Genomic DNA, 17,065 nt, shown 5'->3' on the forward strand with positions numbered 1-17,065 from the left:
TGGTTAATTAATACAAAAGGTACGTTGTGGGGGGGGTGGGGGGGAGAGAAACGCGCCAACGCCCACACACCCACAGAGAAACAATTCAGAAGAGTGTTTGGTGACTTGTTAGTGTTGGGTTGGGTGGGTTGTTGTGTGGGGGTGTTGTCGGGGGCCTGTGTTTTGGGCCCCACACCCCCCCACAACGTACCTTTTGTATTAATTAACCAGCGGGCACTAAATCAACTTCGTCAGTTCCATCAGTTTGACCTTGACCTGATGTGATTTGTTTGCCATTAACTTCGATCGCTAAATTTGTGCCATCTAAACTAATATTGTAGTCAGTAGCATTAGCAGTATATCCCACACTAGCAACCATTTTCCGACCTTGATCGGTGTATTTAAAGGCTAACAATTGATTTTTGCTCTTATCGTTATCGTAAGCCCAAATTACCATGTATTGTTGGTCTTGATATTCAAAAACTTTTGGTGGGCGAGTGGGAACGTAACGACCAGGTTTACCAAAACTAGCATCTAAAAAACCTTGAACCGATCCAGGTTCTACAGTAGCGTAAGCCACTTCTTGTGCTGAAGAAGGTTTTACATCTTCATTTCCTTCTGGGGCGGGTTCTTCTTGACCACGATTACGAAAATAATCTACTGCTAGTTTAGTGCCAATGCCACCAACAGCAGCCACACCAGCACCAATTAGTAAATTCCGAAGGTTATTACTCATTTTGTTATCCTAATTACCTTTCAGGATTGATGATAATTTCAGAATTATACCACTGATACTAGGTTAGTTTTTACTTGGTAAAGAGTGGGCTAAATGCCCACCCAAAATATATTAAGGAACATAAACAGGAGTTGGTTCAACACCTAATTCTGCTTGCCATTCTGCTAAAGGTTTTTCCCAATTTTCTTCCCATTTTTGCGCCAGAAAAGGTTTAGCTTTGGCTCCCATTCTATAGCCGACAGCAATCCGATCTAATAAAAGATCCAAATCTTCTGGGGAACTTAACAATGTTCGCATTAAACCACCAGTTAATAACACAAGTGACATTGGTCTACGAGTTTGGGCTAATTCAAATGCTTTTAATCCTAATTCCCCAATTACATCAGTGTTCATGCCTGTAACTATATGCCAAATATCATGACTTTGGCGAATTCTTAAAAACATATAGCTGGCATCATCTACTACTTCTAATTTCCGATAAAAATTAGGGTCAAATCCTGCTTCTTTTAGATAGGAGGCGTAAGCATATCCTAATGATTCTTCAGGTAATTTTAGGAGTGCTTCCATATCTGGTTCAGGTGCTAGATAACGTTCTTCAATGATTGCGGCTACTTCTGGTTTTGATTTAACAAAATCGACAGATAGTTGCACCGCTTTAATATTACGTAGACCTTCTTCAACATCGTACACCGAATCAGTTTGTCCGGGATCTCTTAAAAGAGCAACTACTCCTTTTAAAGTTTGCAAGTAGTCAATATTGCGGCGTTGTCTATCTTTGAGAAACATAAAAAATCCTTTGATTTGCTAGTTTTATGTTGTTGGTAGACTCCCATTAATTTTGCCGTTAAAACCATATACTTCCCGACTTCCAACATAAGGTACTAACACTACTTCTTTTTCGTCTCCAGGCTCAAAGCGTACTGCTGTACCCGCAGGAATATCCAGGTGCATTCCTTTAGTTTGTTCTCGATCGAATTCCAGAAATTCATTGACTTCATAAAAGTGGAAATGTGAACCAACTTGAATGGGTCGATCGCCTTTATTTGCTACCAACATTCTTCGAGTATAACGACCTGCATTTAGTTCGATTTCACCTTCTGGTGTGATGATTTCTCCGGGAATCATTTTCTTCTCCTCAAATTAATAAATATGTTAGTTTGGGAAGTTTTTTTGGATTGAGCGATCGCAAATTAATTTCTATTTTCAGGACTTAAATAATCTTGAATTTTGGCGATCGCAGGTAAGGAATCTAAACCTTGTTGAACTAACTCTGGAAATTGACTCAAACTTTCTAGAATATTATTAGCACAATTATACTTCGGGTTTTTTCCAAAATTTAAAGTTAAATATTCCAGCAATTCTAAGGCATAATCAGGAAAATTCAAAATATCAGCAATGCAAGCTAATTTTAGGATTTTATCCGGTTCTTTTAAACTTTTATTCACTCTTTCTTCCAGTGAATCTCGAATATAAAGAGCATCTCCCCAAAGTAATTGTCCGGGATTAACTTCAGAAACAATTGGCGAAATTTGGCGATGACGAAAAGCTACAGGTAAACTAAAAAGGGTAAATTCTCTTTCTCGCAAAAACCTATCTATATCGCTAAATAAAGGTTGATTTTGGTATAATTCGCAAAATAACACTTCCGCTTGAATTACGGAAACACTACTTTCTAATACTTCTTTTGCTCCTTGTAAAACTTTTAAATCTGCTCCTTGCACATCCACTTTTAAAAAATCAATTTCTGTAATTCCTTCTGCCTGACAAAAAGCATCAATAGTTGTCGTTTCAATATCTATACTAAAATCCAAACTCATGTATTCTATTAACTCGCTAAACCGACTAATATAAGCTTCATTTGGGGGAAATAGCGAACTACACATGGGATGATTAGTAACATAAAGAGTTGCTTCTCCTTCAGTGTCACTTAAGGCTAAAGGAATATGTTTTTCTGTCCAATTTACTTGTCGAGATGCTAAATCTGCATTAGCAATATTGCAAGCATCAGCATCAGCATCAAAAGCATAAATGGTGAGATTAGGGGCAAAAATTCCCCAATCTTGACTACCATAATCATCTTGACTGCTGACTTTCCGAGAACCAACATTAAAAATAGTCATGGTCATGTCATCTAAATGACCACTCCTTTTTAAACTGGCGAGAAAAGTTGACATAATCTTACTTCCGAATGATGAATAAATTCTGAGTATTAGTTATTGGATTGGGTGATGCACAGTCACCAATTTTGTTCCATCAAGAAAGGTAGCTTCCACTTGTACTTCATGCACCATTTCTGCTACTCCTTCCATGACATCTTCTTTGCTGAGTATGGTTGTACCATAACTCATTAATTCTGCTACAGTACGACCATCTCTAGCACCTTCTAAAATAGCAGCAGAAATGTAGGCGACTGCTTCGGGATAGTTTAATTTTAACCCTCTTTCTTTGCGGCGTTCTGCTAACAAGGCGGCGGTGAAAATTAACAGTTTATCTTTTTCTTGTGGGGTCAGTTGCATGGTTAAACTCTGGTGAGAATTTTTCAATAGTACTTTTTAGAATGTAGCAGAATTAGCAATCATTCTGAATTAATTTTCATGAAATCTTCAGACCTCGATCGGATCGCTGAAGCGCCACAAAGTACCTCATCATTTTTTACTGCCAAACTCTGGGTGGACAACTGGGACGATCGCAAAAATGCAGTCGCAACAAATGCCAAACTTGTTTAAACCAATGTTTCACTTCAATACTGGAAGCACCTCGATATCGACATAATAAACCTTCCGTTAATTGGGTAACTCCTGCTTCTCCCTTATTGGAAAAAATAGGTTGATTTTGCCAAAGTTCTCGTACTTTTTCCACTATTTCCGGTGAGACTTTTTCGCCTACCCAAACCAAACTAGCAACTATTGGTTGTCCGGCTAAACCATGAGGACTATTAATAATTTCTTCCCCTGCTGGTAGCCATTGTCTATCTATCCACAAAGGTTTTCTTTGTCGCCAAATTTCTGTGTAACTGCGCCATTCTCCAGTTAAGAATTTTTCACCTCTGGCGCTACGTCCAAAGCGGGTAATTTCCCAACTTAACCAAGTGGCTTTCGGTGCTAATTCGACGCGCAAATCTTGCCGATAATTTGCCCCATTAAAAATAATACTTTCTTGGGGTAGCCATTCTAAATAAGCGCCAGAATCTACTTTAATTTGGATATTTTGTTTCGCTTGTAAGCCGTTGCTGCGATAAATTTTGCTCGCAGCAGCAGTGGTAATTAAAGCTTTAGCATTTGGTTGTAATTGAACATCGAAAAAAAGCCGATCGCCTCCCACCATTCCCCCCGCAGTGTGCAAAATTACGCTGTGACAAAAATCTGTACCTTCGGGATAAAAAGGTCTTTGTACTTTTAGCGGTGCGATCGCTAAATTGTGAATTAGTTGGGTAGTGTTTTGGCGATCGGCATAAACTAAATTAACTTTTCCCTGCCATCCAGAAGATAAAGAACCAGCTATTTTCTCAGTAGTGTTATTGTCCACTTTATATTAATCAGTATTGAGAATTTTACCAGAATTTAAATATTAACATAAAACAACAGTATGTCGAGTATAGTTATCTTTAACTTAAGGGCAGCTAAAAGGCAAAATTAATCAGCCAATCTGCGGGACAAATAGCAAGAAAAAAGTTTAACCAGTCAGGGGAATACTATGCCTGAAGTTCTCTTCAAAGTAGACTTGAACAAGCCATTTACCGAACAAGCTTAGTCGGACATAATCGTTGGCATCCTGATATTCCGGCAATAGTTTCTGTTAATCCGGGGGCTGTATTTCGCATAGAAGTAAAGATTGGACAGATGGACAGATTGGCAATAATGACAATCCCAACGATGTCAAAGATGTTGATTTAACGGTAGTTCATGTATTAAGTGGGCCAATTCATGTCAACGGTGCTCAACCCGGAGATATTCTGATTGTTGACATTTTAGATGTGGGAACTTTAATCATCATCACGATCGACCTTGGATGATTGGGCATTAAAAAAAAGGTACGTTGTCAGGACTTTAGTCGTTTTAGGCGAGGAATGTACGACTAAAGTCGCTACTACAAACTTAAGAAATAAGAAAGAGGTTAACAATAACCTCTTTTTTGTTGTAATAAATTTAGTTTTTAGCTAACTGGATAGCCAGCAGCGGCGATCGCTTCCCGAATTTCTGTCTCTGGTTTTTCTGTTGTTACATTCACTAACTTAGTTTTCGGATCGGCTTGTACCACAGCGTTAGGATCGACTGTTTTAATCGCTTTGGTAATAGTATCACCACAAGCAGAACAAGCCATGCTGGGAACTTTTAATTCCATCTTCAAATTACTCCTGTTTCAGGTCTTCAGTTACTTAATCTAACTGTTTAATATTACATCCAACGTCCACCAAAACGCGGATTTCCTCCACCCATCATGCCCATACCACCAGCATTAAACCAACTTCTTAGCCAAGCTTGCATTTGATGAATTTCTTGCCGTTGGCTAATACTAATTTTTGACGCTAGTTGATTGACTTCATTATGTTTAGCTAAATTATTTCCTAATAGCTGATGAGACATCATAACTGCGCCCATGTGGTGCATTCGCATATCTTCTAAAAATGCTCGATCTAAATCATCACCTTTGAGATTATTTAAATCCCGCATCATTGGATGATAGGTTACTTTGGTATTTTGATAGCCATAATTTGGTAATCTTTCTCAGCAGCATTCAAATTCGGCTTTTTTCAGCATTTCTAAGCCTACGCTGTCGTGATTATTTTCAAACAGTTCTTCAATGTAATAAATATGAGAGCAAACTAGATAAATTAATTCTTCAGTGTGAGTTTTGTTGTAATAAGCTTCTGGGATTTTCTGGACAAAGATTTCCCAGAACTTATTCGACTTATTGGAGTCTTGCACAATATTCAAAACACGCTCCAACACATTATAGGCATTCTGATAACAATCAATGCCTTCAAAGGAAACGTATCTATCTGGTTGTTGATTCGTGGATGACATAGCGTAGGAATATCTATTTCGCTGAAAATTGTAGTACATTACATGATGATGCGAAAGTAATAGCCAATTTCAGGCATGATCAGCAAACACTCCCGAAATTTTTGTTAGGGTATTTCACTTTAAATTATGGATCTGCAACAAACTGCACAATTATTTGTCAATGGAATTGCTGTGGGTAGCGTCATTGCCCTAGCAGCAGTTGGGTTAACGTTAACTTACGGAATTTTACGACTTTCCAATTTTGCTCATGGCGACTTTATGACGCTGGGGGCTTATTTTACTTGGTTAGCAAATACTGCGGCTGGAATCAATATCTGGCTGTCGATGATGTTAGGAGCGATCGGTACAGTGGCAGCAATGTTAGTTTCGGAAAAAGTGATTTGGTCGCCAATGCGCGATCGCCGTGCCACTTCCACTACCTTAATTATTATTTCGATCGGGCTAGCTTTATTTATCCGCAACGGCATCATTTTTATTTGGGGCGGTAGCAATCAATCTTACGCTTTGCCTGTGGTTTCCGCAGTTAATCTTTTTGGGATCAGAATTGCTTTTTATCGCATCTTGGTAATAATTTTGGCAATTTTAGCAATTGTGGCGTTACATTTGCTCCTGCAAAATACCAAAATTGGCAAAGCAATGCGAGCAGTTGCCGATAATGTTGACTTAGCTCGCGTTACAGGCATTAATGTAGAGCGAGTTGTAATTTGGACTTGGGTAATTGCTGGTAGTTTAACGGCTTTGGGCGGGGGAATGTATGGTTTAATTACCGCTGTGCGCCCGAATATGGGTTGGTTTTTGATTTTGCCGATGTTTGCTTCGGTAATTTTGGGCGGTATTGGCAACCCTTACGGCGCGATCGCAGGTGCCCTAGTTATCGGTTTAGTTCAAGAACTCAGCGTTCCTTTCTTGGGTAGCGAGTACAAATTAGGTGTAGCACTTTTAATGATGATCGTCGTACTGCTGATTCGTCCCCAAGGTTTATTCAAAGGCACGCTATAAGCAGCACTGACGATCGATTTTATCAGTTCAAAAAACCAAAACTGCGTTACTCAATAATGTGGAAATAATAGGCAGCTACTAGAAAGTTAACTGCCAACAGGAATAGCGCCCAACCTGTACGAAATGGGTAAGGTGGTTTGCCAGTTTTAGTTACAGCATCAGTTGTTTTGCTAGCCATCTGGTTTAGCTCCTAAAAGATGAGACTTCTATAAAGGAATAGCTACTAAAACCATAGACAAATATCTCAGGTCTTAGCTTGATTAGGTTGTACCTAAATGGGTAGCTACTTACCCTCTATCCCATCATCCTGATGATTTTTGGGACTGCTTTTCTTTCCTTCCCTGCTTTCACTTACTTATTGGCCTTTTATTATTTAGTTATCTCCCTGATTTACCCATCAATTTAAAGGTCTCATAGAGGCTTTAACTTAAGTTCTTATGAAGTCAGAGGTAGCTTACTGACCTTATGGGGTGAACCTTGTAAATCAGATCATCGACCCTGTAAAAGAGCCATAAATAAGTTAATAAGCAAATACAATAGTCTGAATCAGAGACTATAAATCAAGGAAAGTTTTACAATACCAAAGAAACTTACTCTTTGGTACAAACCGATATAAATCTTTTCGTCTCTTAACAAAGGGGACTGGGAACTGGGGACTGGGAGGAAGAGATCGGGAGCAGGGCAAGGCTAATTTATTGTCAGGCAAACAAAGGAAAATCATCAAACTCTCTTACCCCATCTCCCCTACTCCCCAGCGTGGTAGGAACTTCGCACTAAGGGGCCGGAACGGACGTGGGAAAAGCCGAGTTCTTGGGCGATCGCACCTAGTCGCGCAAACTCTTCTGGTGTCCAATATTTCTGTACGGGTAGGTGTTCTAAGGAAGGGCGGAGATATTGACCGAGAGTAATTCGATCGCAACCTACTGCCCTTAAATCGGTCATTGCTTCCATAATTTCTGCTTCGGTTTCCCCATGTCCTAACATCAATCCTGATTTTGTCGGGATGTTTTGGTCAAGATTTTTGACGATTCTGAGAACTTGGAGACTGCGATCGTATTTTGCCCCCCGACGTACAGGGTTTTGCAACCGTCGCACTGTTTCAATATTGTGGTTGTAACAAGCGGGTTTTGCCTTAACTACAGTGGCAACTCGCCGATATTGCTTTTCTTCAGGCGAAATTTCGGAATCCCCTTGTCCTCCCCCAAAATCAGGGGTTAATACTTCGATTTGCGTTGCTGGGTTGAGTTGGCGAATTGCTTCCATTGTGGCGACAAACCAACCTGCACCACCATCGGGCAAATCATCTCTAGCAACTGAAGTCAGCACCACGTAACGTAACCCTAACAATTGCACTGATTCCGCAACTTTTTGCGGTTCTTGGGGATCGAGAGGCATGGGGGCGTGTCCTTTATCTACTTGACAAAAGGCACAAGCTCTGGTGCAGGTTGGCCCCATTAACAGAAAAGTTGCGGTTTTTTGCGAATAGCACTCGCCACGGTTTGGACAACGCCCTTCTTCGCAAATAGTATGAATCTGTCTTTGTTTAATGATTCGTTGTACTGTGGAAATTTCGCTAGCTTTGCCAATGCCTCGCTGTCTTAACCAAGGAGGCATTGCTGCAATTTCCGATCGCATTTCCGAACTGACAAAATTAGATACAACTGTTGGGTCAGCTTCAAAAGGCATGATTAATGGAAGAATTAAAGGTTAACAGAACTCTTAATAAATAGCATGACGCACATTGTAGAGCTTTGGCTAAACTGGCATTATGATTAAGAGGCAAGTTTCGTCAAACGTAATATAGTCCCTATTAGAGGAATTGGTCGTGCCAAACAAAATCTTAGTTATTGATGACAGCGGAGTGATCCGTAAAACGGTAAGAGATATGTTACCTGCGGGTAAGTTTGAGATTGTAGAAGCCAAAGATGGTGTAGAAGGACTCAACCTTGCCAAGAAGGAACGCCCAAATTGGATTATGTTAGATTTCATCTTGCCGAAAATGAGTGGCTGGGATGTTTATCAAGAGTTGGAAAAACAACCAGAACTTCGCAAGATTCCCTTAGTAGTAATGTCAGGGCGTAAGGAAGAAGTAACATCTAAAATTCCCGATGCTTCTTTTAAATTTGTCGAATTTCTTGTTAAGCCCTTCGATCAAAAGCAACTAATGGCGGCTTTAAAAAGTTCTATGGAAAAGGTAAAGCTGAGAGTCGCCGCAGCACCCGCCGCCAAAGCAGCACCCGCCGCTGCCACAGCCGCTGCCACTGGCGATGGTGCTGGTGCAGGGGAAATTCAAGCTTTGAAACAGCAAGTTGCTAAGTTGCACGCTGAGATAGAAGCTTTGAAGAAACAACAGGCTCAAATTATGGCTTTTATTAAGCAAAAATTAAAGTAGCAGCCATTGTTAAATAATTATTTCCCTGAGTCTAGCGGTCATGGGACGCTGCTAGACTTAGTTTTTTGATTAATTTAATTATTTCCTCGGTTTTAGCGATCGCTAAACCAGATAAGTTCCCGCAAGATAGTTATATAATCAAAGTTGGGTTGTCAGAGTAATACTTGAGTAATTTTTTCCCGGTTGTGTAGCTTTTCCATACAGTCTTTTTCACCGAATTAAACCACTTTAACTCAGCAGTATTGATAGTAGTTTTTCCATTTAAATGGAGGCAAGAAAATGGTATTAAATTCTCATAAATCAGCCGCAAATTTTGAAGATTCTGGTTTTCTTGACTCTAAAGTTGCTTCCGATCCGGCAAATCCTGATTATGTTGAGCTTAATCTAGCAGGAATCGAACAAGATATTAACCATTTCTCGGATATTATTGCCGCTGTTCCGCTTCATTCTGAACCAGAAAATGATGAGAAAGCGGCTGAACGTCAAAGAAGAATTATGAGTCGCATACCTCAGTAAGCTACGAGCAGGGGATCAGGGGAACAGGGGAGAAAATGAGCGATTTTTCTCCTCTTTTCCTCACAAAGTTTAAGCATGATTTTGTGCTAAATAACCTTTTAGTTTTTCTAAAAGCTTAGAATTTTGCAAGGTTACTCCCACTTGATTATTGAAAATTTGCATATATTTCTCATCACTTTCATCAAAACTGGTTTGAAATTGATTTGGTACTTCTAAATCATGAGCTAGGGAGAATTCGGAAAAATCTCCGGTCTTTCTTTTGTTAATTAGTTGGGTGACAGCAATCAAATCTCCATCAGGGTTAAATACGGGCATACAGAGTAAACTACAAGTGCGATAACCTGTTTGTCGATCGGTTTTTCTGGCGGTTTCTGAGTTTGGGTGATTGTACAAATCAAAGGGAATATTTAATACTTTTTTGGTTTCGGCAACTTTACCAGCGTAACCTTGTCCAACTTTAATTTTGATTTCTTTAAAGGAACCATCGTCAAACAAAATTTCTGTCCATAGTTCTCGTTCGTCATTATCTAATAACCAGAGGGTGCTGCGATCGGCATTGGTAAGTTTTTTCGCTTCTTCCATTACCCTTTGGAGAATTTCTTTGATTTCCATGCTACCGTTACTAACAGTGCGGGTGGCAGCTATTAAAGCGGCAGCTACTCTTTGACCGCGGGCTGTTTTATGATAGGAACGGAAGCTTTCTAAAACTATTTTAATTTCTTGGGAATCCTTCATTAAGCGTTGTTCATCAGCAATAGTAAAACCTTGGCGATCGATCTTTTCGGCTAAAGGTTTATTTTTAGAAACTCCCGGCTTTAATTTGTTCAGTAATTGGACAACGGCTACTAAATTTCCCTGCTCATTTAAAAGCGGTGAAGTTAACATTGTATAGGTACGATAGTTATTTTTTTTGTCTTGTTCTTTAGCTGTAATTGAGCGAGTATCTTCATAAAAATCGAAGGGAATATTAATCACATTTTTAGAAGCTGCTACTTCACCGAGAATACCTTTATTAGTGGGAATGCGAATTTCTAGAAAATCATCGCTATCTGATTCGGCAACAATTGACCAAAATTCGTTTTTTTCCTCATCTAATAGGAAGATACTTGTGCGATCGGCATTTAAAGATTTCCCCATTTTTAAGGTAATTCTTCGCAAGATAGAATCGATAATTTCATCACAGCCTTGAATATCCATAACGCTAGTAAGTACCGCTAAAGCTTGCGTTACCACGTTATTTGGCTGATTTTTTAACTCTTCTTTTAAGGCTTCAAATTTCTTGGCATTATGCAAAGCTACACCAGCTTGTTCGTTAAATGTTTTCATCGATTTTAAATCTTGAGAATCGAAGCTGGCTTGAAAACATTCTGGTGCTTTAGGCCAATCATTTGGGTTATATTTAGGAAAGTCACCCAATCTTTTTTTATTAACTAATTGAGTGACCCCAAGTAATTCTCCATCTGGGCTAAAAACTGGCATACATAGCAAACTACAAGTTCGATATCCAGTTTTTTGATCTGTGTTTTGTGCGGTGGCAGAATCGGGATTTTTGTAAAGATCGAAAGGAATATTTAAAGGTTCAGCTGTTTGAGCAACTTTGCCAGCAAAACCTTGTCCAACCTGGACTTTAAGTTCTTTAATTTCGCCATTTTCAAAGGGTATTTTTGTCCAAAGTTGGTTTTTTTCTCGATCTAAAAGCCAGAGGGTACTGCGATCGGCATTCATTAATTTTTTTGCCTCTTCCATGACTCTAGTTAAAGTAGCTTCTGAGTCTAAACTACTTTGTGAAAGAGAGACTGTAGCTTCGGTTAAGGCTTTTAATGCTTGGACTTTTTGAGTTTGTTTATAAAATAATTGGCACTTTTGTAAAATTTGGCGAATTTTGGGTGCGTATTCTGCAAATTGTCTTTCATCTCCTTCTGTAAAACCTTGATGATCGATTCTTTCTGATAATGAGGTGCGGGGATGATTATGTCGCTTCAGTTTATTAATTAATTGGACAACAGTAACTACTTCTTTTTGTTCATTAAACAAGGGTAAAACTAATCTATTGTATATGGGATAAAAAGTTTTATCTTTGGATGAATCTGCGGTAAAATTAATATCATCATCGCCAAATTTAAAGGGCTGATTAATAAGTTTTTTGAAGTTAATAACTATGCTTTCTGTTTGTTTGTTGACCTTAATTTCTAATTCTGGTTGCTGACCACATCGATCGGTCGCAGTAATTGACCAAAGTTCTTGATTCTCTTCATCAATGAAGAAAATTCTAGTGCGATCGGCATTCATTAATTCACCTAATTTTTTGGTAATTGAGCCAAGTATTTCTTTAAGAATAAATTCAAAAGCTTTACCTTCCATTGCATCTAACATAGAAAGTAACTTTTGTTCTTGAGCCTCAACAACCTGGATAAAGTCTGCTTGCAATTCTGCTAAAGTTTTACTTACCCAAATATGGTGAAATACTTCGGCATAAATGCGGTTGCAAATTTTTAATTTTCCCTGTTGTTTAACTACCAAACCGGAAAGACGTAATTCTATTTGTTCTGTACTTTCATCGGCTATAACTTCTTCTTGCTGCAAAACTTTTTGATAAATGTTGAGTAGCGATCGCGACCTTTTACTAATTGTCAATAACCGATCTCTAATAGTTTTTAAATGTGGTGGTTCATCTCCGGCTTCCCAATTTTCAATTAATCGCGATCGCACCAACATTTTGACAAATTCTTCTTCTTCACCTGTAGGAATATCAGCTTCCAAACTATAAATTAAATTGCACAATTTTTGGGTAAGAAATGGTTGTCCCCCCGTCCAATCTAACACAGCTTCTAATATTGCTTGAGGACGACATACTTTATGAGATAAACCTTCAGCTAAAGGCTGCACTTCTTCTATTTGAAAGCCATGTAATTCAATGGCACGTCCAATATTAAAAGGTGTCGTTTTTTTGTCTTGAATTAAATCCGATGGAGTAGCTACACCTAGTAAAGCAAAAGTAATGCGGTTGTCTGGTTCATTGCAAGAACGAATATAAGCAAAAAAATTGTCTGTGGGAAAATTTAGGCTCAATACGCTATCAATTTCGTCAATAAAAATAATGACTTTTTGTTTAACATATTCTAAAAGTATTTGTTCAATAAATTCACTTAAGCGATGTACAGGAGTGAGAAAAGCCCGATCGCGCAACCAACTTTGTAAATGAATATTTTCTGTTAGTTGAAAGCTAGTTAATAGCCGCCGCATAATTCCCGCATACCATTGATCCGGCGTGATATCCTGACTCCCAATTTTATTTAAATCAATCGCTACACAAGCAAAACCTTTCGCTTGCAACTTGTGCATTGTTCGCACTCTCAAGCTAGTTTTTCCCATCTGTCGGGAATTCAAAACATAACAGAAATCACCAGCTTTTAAACCTTCATAAAGTTCTCGATCGGCTTGTCGTACAACATAACTCGGTGCATCTAAAGGTAAATGTCCGCCAACTTTATAAGTGTAGGTTGAGTTTGCCGTAGTAATCATTCTGGTTTATTAATGAGTAGAGAACACCGCTTACTGTCAAGTAAATTAGTGCTAACATAACGCACCATTCTACCGATCGATATTTAATTTTTGTTCAGAGGCGATCGCGAAAATAAATCCGATACAAATTGAATCGGGGAATTACTTGATTTCCCTGGAATTTCACCAATCCCATGCTATGTAATTTAAATGCTGGCACAGATTCCAATTCTATAGGTGTGTCCGCCGTCACTACTTGAGCAAAAGCATCTGCTAATTCGGGATGTTGTTGCAAACTCCATAAATGCCTTCGCAAATGGTCATTATAAAGACCCGCCTCTGTCGGGGCAGTTTCTAACAGCTTTTCTAAAGTAATTTCCTGTTGAGCAATGCGATAAAGTGCTAACCTAATTAAATAAGGATGTCCGCCAACCAAAGCCATTAATTGTTCAATTTTACTGGTCTGCCAATTTAATTGATGTCGCTCAATTAAAACTTGCACTTGCTCAAAGTTAAACTCTGGCAATTCAATAGGCAAACCCACATTAAACGGCGATTGATTAACATTTAAAGGTATATAAACTTCTGTGGAATGTACGACTACTAAACGCAATTTTCCCCAAAGATTGCTGTCACCGCTACCATATCCCGCTTCTTCAAACCAAGCACGTAACAACCCAAAAAAATCATCAGCAATTTTTGGGTATTGGAAAACCCGATCGACTTCATCCAAACCTAAAACTAACGCACTATTGGCAGCTGGTAACAAATAATCTTCAAAATAAATCGTGCAATTGTCCTTACTACCATAAGTATCAGTCCAAAATTTATCTAGCTGAGAAGCTAAACCCAGTTTGCGGGAAATTATGGCACAAAACCATCTTAAAAGTTGATTTAAATCCGTAAAAACTTCCGTATCTGCTAACTGGAAACTTAAGGGAACTGTACGATAACTTAACTTTTCTTCCGCATGATACAAAACTCTCGCCATTAAAGATGTTTTGCCCATTTGTCTGGGTGCTTTAACCCGAATTAACGCCCCAGGTTGAGAAATAGCTGAATAACACTGATTTTCACAAGGAACTCTTTCTACATAAAAAGCTGAAGCTAGGCGTACTTGTCCGCTAGGAATTTCTGGTTCGGCTACTGGTAAAGGAATTCCTGGTGTAACTTTGTAATTAGATAGAGATGGAGAGTTTTCCCATTTGACTGTTTTTCCTGAGAATAAACTATTGATTTCTTCCAGCAAACAAGGCGTATCAGCAGGAGAATTCCATTCCCGCTGTCTCACTTCCTCTAAGTAGCCACGTAAATCATGATTTAAAATAGTATTAGTTGGGCAATTTACCCGAATCGTTAATAATGTTAGTTGATTATTTTGTTGTCGATCGCGCAACTCCCGCACCCGTCGTAAAATTTCAATCACCATTTCACTTACAGCTGATTCAGGAGATAAAAGTAGCAAAAAATAATCAGATTGTTGCAATTTCTGATTAATCTCTGCAAACCAATCTGCTTCCGCTTGGTAAGAATCAGAATTTAGGGCAACAGCATTATTAAAATTGAGAGGAAACTTGTATGATTGTCCGCCTAATTCAGCGATCGATCGCTCTAAATCTCTAACTAAACTAGCGTCCGGTTGTTGATGATGGTAACTAATAAAAAAACTTTTACTTGTGCCTATTCTTGCTACAAAAGAGTTATCTTCGGATGGCGAATTTCTCGCTTTATATGCCCTAGTTATTGCACCTTGTAAATTTTTTTTCTTGACCTCTTCACCCAAAACCTTAGACAACTTTTTCCATAGTCTAAAAGCTACATCCTTTTCTACGTATTCCCTATGTTCTGGATGAATTTTTTCGTAAGTTAATCCTTGCCAAGAACCAATAAAAACCTTTCTCTCTAAATCACTCAGATACTTTCCCGCATCATCGTAGACTAACTTATCTACAAATTCCAAGGCTTGCTCAACGTCCATACAACTAACTTAGTTCCTACGCTGCTACTTGGTTAAATTTTATAATCTAAGTCCACCCTGAGCAATCAGGATTAGTATAACAAAAATTTAGAATTATTGTCCATAAATACTAAAACGCTGAGTTTTCCAGAGTTTTACTGAATAATTACGAACCAAGTAATTTAAGTTTACAGACTTTTCCTGATCTCCGTAAAATTAAATATATTCTGGATTTTTTTATATATGTAGTTTCCTGGTTTGCTATTTATTAAAATCTTGCTATAACTACTATTAAAGCCTAATAAGGGTCTATTTTGAACTCTAAGACAAAACAGTTAACACTCCCGCACTTTTCTCAGGGAGAGATTACCAAAATACTAATAAAGCCGCCTAATACTTACCCAAACAACCAATTGAAAATACTTCCAGGGGGGAACAATGTACAATCCTACAAAATATATGATCGATGGTTTTGTGGAAAACTTACAAGCTGGCTACCGTCGCAACTACGGAGGTTTGAAACCTGACTACGCCGACATTATTGGCTGGGCGGCTAACATGGCGCTAGAAAACATTGCCAACAGCGATGCTTTGTACCACAACGTTGAACACACAATTTATGTCACTTTAGTAGGACAGGAAATTCTTTGGGGTAAACATATCCGTGAAGGTGGAGTAACTTGTGAAGATTGGCTTCACTGTATCATTTCCCTATTGTGCCATGATATTGGATTTGTTAAAGGCGTTTGCCGAACTGACAGACCATCAGAAAGAAAATACGCTACAGGGATAGATGATGTGATGATTACACTACCCTTTGGTTGTACTGATGCGAGTCTGAATAACTATCATGTAGACCGCGGAAAATTGTTTATTCAAGAACGTTTTGGTTGTCACAAGATCATTAACGCCAATGTAATTAAAAAGAATATTGAACTAACCCGTTTTCCCGTACCAAATGATGAAGACCACCAAGATACTAAAGAATATCCTGGGTTAGTTCGCGCCGGAGATTTAATTGGTCAATTAAGTGACCCTCGCTACTTACAAAAAATCAGTGCTTTGTTCTATGAATTTGAAGAAACTGGAACCAATAAAACTTTGGGTTATAAAAACCCCAATGACTTACGTAAAAACTACCCCAAATTTTATTGGGGAGTAGTTTACCCTTTTATTGAACCAGCTTTAGAATTTCTCGATGTCACCCTTTACGGAAAGCAAATTTTGGCAAATTTATATTCCACTGTATTTCGGATGGAACATTCTAAACAACAAGAAAATTTGTAAGAAATGGGATTTGGAGATCCGAAAAATCCCCAATTTACCCATAACTAATATTTGCTAATCTATTTCTCTTCTACCTTCCAAAGCACGAGCTAATGTTACTTCATCGGCGTATTCTAAATCTCCGCCTACTGGTAAACCAAAAGCAATTCGCGTTACTCTAGTAAAAGGTTTTAATAAGTGACCTACATAAAGAGTTGTTGTCTCACCTTCGACGCTAGGAGTAATTGCTAAAATCACTTCTTTTGGCTTTTGTTGACTTACTCTTCTCACTAATGGGGAAACATTTAATTGTTCCGGGCCAATGCCATCCATTGGGGAAATTACACCACCTAAAACGTGATATTTACCACTAAATTCTCGGGTTTTTTCTAAGGCAATCACATCGCGAGAGTCGGCGACTACACAAATAGTATTGCTATCCCGGTTTGGGTTGCGGCAAATTTCGCAAACTGGTTCAGCTGATAAGTGAAAACAAACGGAACATAAACCTACTTGCTGTTTTGCTTCGATTAAAGCTTGGGCAAGTGCTTGGACTTCATCTTCGGAACGTTTCAAAATATGTAAAGCCAAGCGTTGTGCTGTTTTTGGGCCAACTCCTGGTAAACGTTGTAATTGTTCAATCAAACGAGCTAAGGGGCGTGTGTATACCATTTTTTGTAATGAATGCTGAGTAC

18 protein-coding genes and 1 pseudogene are annotated in these 17,065 nt (G+C 38.6%); 5 read left to right on the forward strand and 14 right to left on the reverse strand.

The annotated features are described in order from the left end of the window. Positions 1-202 precede the first annotated feature (202 nt). The 6 genes from ACE1B6_RS02885 to ACE1B6_RS02910 form a co-directional block, all read right to left on the reverse strand. Positions 203-715: a hypothetical protein gene (locus ACE1B6_RS02885; protein ID WP_413255728.1), complete on the reverse strand. Its 513-nt coding sequence runs from the start codon at positions 713-715 to the stop codon at positions 203-205. 111 nt (positions 716-826) lie between these two features. Further along, the gene (locus ACE1B6_RS02890) at positions 827-1,501 is read right to left on the reverse strand and encodes a Coq4 family protein (protein WP_413255729.1); all 675 of its coding nucleotides are present in this window, start codon (positions 1,499-1,501) and stop codon (positions 827-829) included. Positions 1,502-1,525: 24 nt separating this feature from the next. Next, on the reverse strand, positions 1,526-1,840 hold the full coding sequence (locus tag ACE1B6_RS02895) for an urease subunit beta (protein WP_413255730.1): 315 nt from the start codon (positions 1,838-1,840) through the stop codon (positions 1,526-1,528). Between the two features lie 65 nt (positions 1,841-1,905). Then, the gene (locus tag ACE1B6_RS02900; RefSeq protein ID WP_413255731.1) at positions 1,906-2,889 is read right to left on the reverse strand and encodes an FkbM family methyltransferase; all 984 of its coding nucleotides are present in this window, start codon (positions 2,887-2,889) and stop codon (positions 1,906-1,908) included. Between the two features lie 39 nt (positions 2,890-2,928). Beyond that, entirely contained in the window at positions 2,929-3,231 is a 303-nt protein-coding gene (ureA, locus tag ACE1B6_RS02905; RefSeq protein WP_413255732.1) for an urease subunit gamma, read from the reverse strand. 136 nt (positions 3,232-3,367) lie between these two features. Further along, positions 3,368-4,240, reverse strand: coding sequence for an urease accessory protein UreD (locus ACE1B6_RS02910; RefSeq protein WP_413255733.1), 873 nt, complete (start codon positions 4,238-4,240; stop codon positions 3,368-3,370). 168 nt (positions 4,241-4,408) lie between these two features. On the opposite strand from ACE1B6_RS02910, the pseudogene ACE1B6_RS02915 reads away from it, so the two are divergent. Further along, positions 4,409-4,700, forward strand: a pseudogene (locus ACE1B6_RS02915) (acetamidase/formamidase family protein); the annotation flags it as partial. Between the two features lie 167 nt (positions 4,701-4,867). Here the strand turns inward: ACE1B6_RS02915 and ACE1B6_RS02920 are convergent. The 3 genes from ACE1B6_RS02920 to cowN are packed head-to-tail and all read right to left on the reverse strand — an operon-like array spanning position 4,868 to position 5,739. After that, positions 4,868-5,056: a heavy-metal-associated domain-containing protein gene (locus ACE1B6_RS02920; RefSeq protein WP_413255734.1), complete on the reverse strand. Its 189-nt coding sequence runs from the start codon at positions 5,054-5,056 to the stop codon at positions 4,868-4,870. Positions 5,057-5,109: 53 nt separating this feature from the next. Beyond that, the gene (locus ACE1B6_RS02925) at positions 5,110-5,388 is read right to left on the reverse strand and encodes a DUF305 domain-containing protein (protein ID WP_413255735.1); all 279 of its coding nucleotides are present in this window, start codon (positions 5,386-5,388) and stop codon (positions 5,110-5,112) included. Positions 5,389-5,439: 51 nt separating this feature from the next. Further along, entirely contained in the window at positions 5,440-5,739 is a 300-nt protein-coding gene (cowN, locus tag ACE1B6_RS02930) for a N(2)-fixation sustaining protein CowN (protein ID WP_413255736.1), read from the reverse strand. Positions 5,740-5,865: 126 nt separating this feature from the next. Here cowN and ACE1B6_RS02935 point away from each other — a divergent pair, with 126 nt between their 5' ends. Further along, positions 5,866-6,738, forward strand: coding sequence for a branched-chain amino acid ABC transporter permease (locus ACE1B6_RS02935; protein ID WP_413255737.1), 873 nt, complete (start codon positions 5,866-5,868; stop codon positions 6,736-6,738). A 46-nt stretch (positions 6,739-6,784) separates the two neighbouring features. On the opposite strand, the gene psaX is transcribed toward ACE1B6_RS02935, so the two are convergent. After that, positions 6,785-6,916 carry a photosystem I protein PsaX gene (psaX, locus tag ACE1B6_RS02940; protein WP_413255738.1) on the reverse strand — a complete coding sequence of 44 codons (132 nt, stop codon included), beginning with the start codon at positions 6,914-6,916 and terminating at the stop codon, positions 6,785-6,787. 566 nt (positions 6,917-7,482) lie between these two features. Continuing rightward, positions 7,483-8,424 carry a lipoyl synthase gene (lipA, locus tag ACE1B6_RS02945; RefSeq protein ID WP_413255739.1) on the reverse strand — a complete coding sequence of 314 codons (942 nt, stop codon included), beginning with the start codon at positions 8,422-8,424 and terminating at the stop codon, positions 7,483-7,485. Between the two features lie 133 nt (positions 8,425-8,557). Between lipA and ACE1B6_RS02950 the strand changes: the two genes are divergently transcribed. Both ACE1B6_RS02950 and ACE1B6_RS02955 read left to right on the forward strand, forming a co-directional pair. Further along, entirely contained in the window at positions 8,558-9,130 is a 573-nt protein-coding gene (locus tag ACE1B6_RS02950; RefSeq protein WP_459562962.1) for a response regulator, read from the forward strand. 279 nt (positions 9,131-9,409) lie between these two features. Further along, positions 9,410-9,646 (forward strand): hypothetical protein, encoded by a 237-nt coding sequence (locus ACE1B6_RS02955; RefSeq protein ID WP_413255741.1) that lies wholly within the window; start codon positions 9,410-9,412, stop codon positions 9,644-9,646. A gap of 69 nt (positions 9,647-9,715) precedes the next feature. Here ACE1B6_RS02955 and ACE1B6_RS02960 read toward each other — a convergent pair whose 3' ends face one another. After that, positions 9,716-13,168, reverse strand: a complete 3,453-nt coding sequence (locus ACE1B6_RS02960) for a GAF domain-containing protein (RefSeq protein ID WP_413255742.1) — start codon at positions 13,166-13,168, stop codon at positions 9,716-9,718. Between the two features lie 94 nt (positions 13,169-13,262). Then, on the reverse strand, positions 13,263-15,125 hold the full coding sequence (locus ACE1B6_RS02965; RefSeq protein ID WP_413255743.1) for an AAA-like domain-containing protein: 1,863 nt from the start codon (positions 15,123-15,125) through the stop codon (positions 13,263-13,265). Between the two features lie 417 nt (positions 15,126-15,542). Between ACE1B6_RS02965 and ACE1B6_RS02970 the strand changes: the two genes are divergently transcribed. Continuing rightward, on the forward strand, positions 15,543-16,391 hold the full coding sequence (locus ACE1B6_RS02970) for an Npun_R2479 family HD domain-containing metalloprotein (protein WP_413255744.1): 849 nt from the start codon (positions 15,543-15,545) through the stop codon (positions 16,389-16,391). A gap of 54 nt (positions 16,392-16,445) precedes the next feature. Here the strand turns inward: ACE1B6_RS02970 and recR are convergent, their stop codons facing one another. Further along, positions 16,446-17,042, reverse strand: a complete 597-nt coding sequence (recR, locus tag ACE1B6_RS02975) for a recombination mediator RecR (protein ID WP_413255745.1) — start codon at positions 17,040-17,042, stop codon at positions 16,446-16,448. Between the last annotated feature and the right edge of the window lie 23 nt (positions 17,043-17,065).

It is taken from the genome of Floridaenema fluviatile BLCC-F154 (assembly GCF_041929135.1).
GTDB classification, from domain to species: domain Bacteria; phylum Cyanobacteriota; class Cyanobacteriia; order Cyanobacteriales; family Aerosakkonemataceae; genus Floridanema; species Floridanema fluviatile.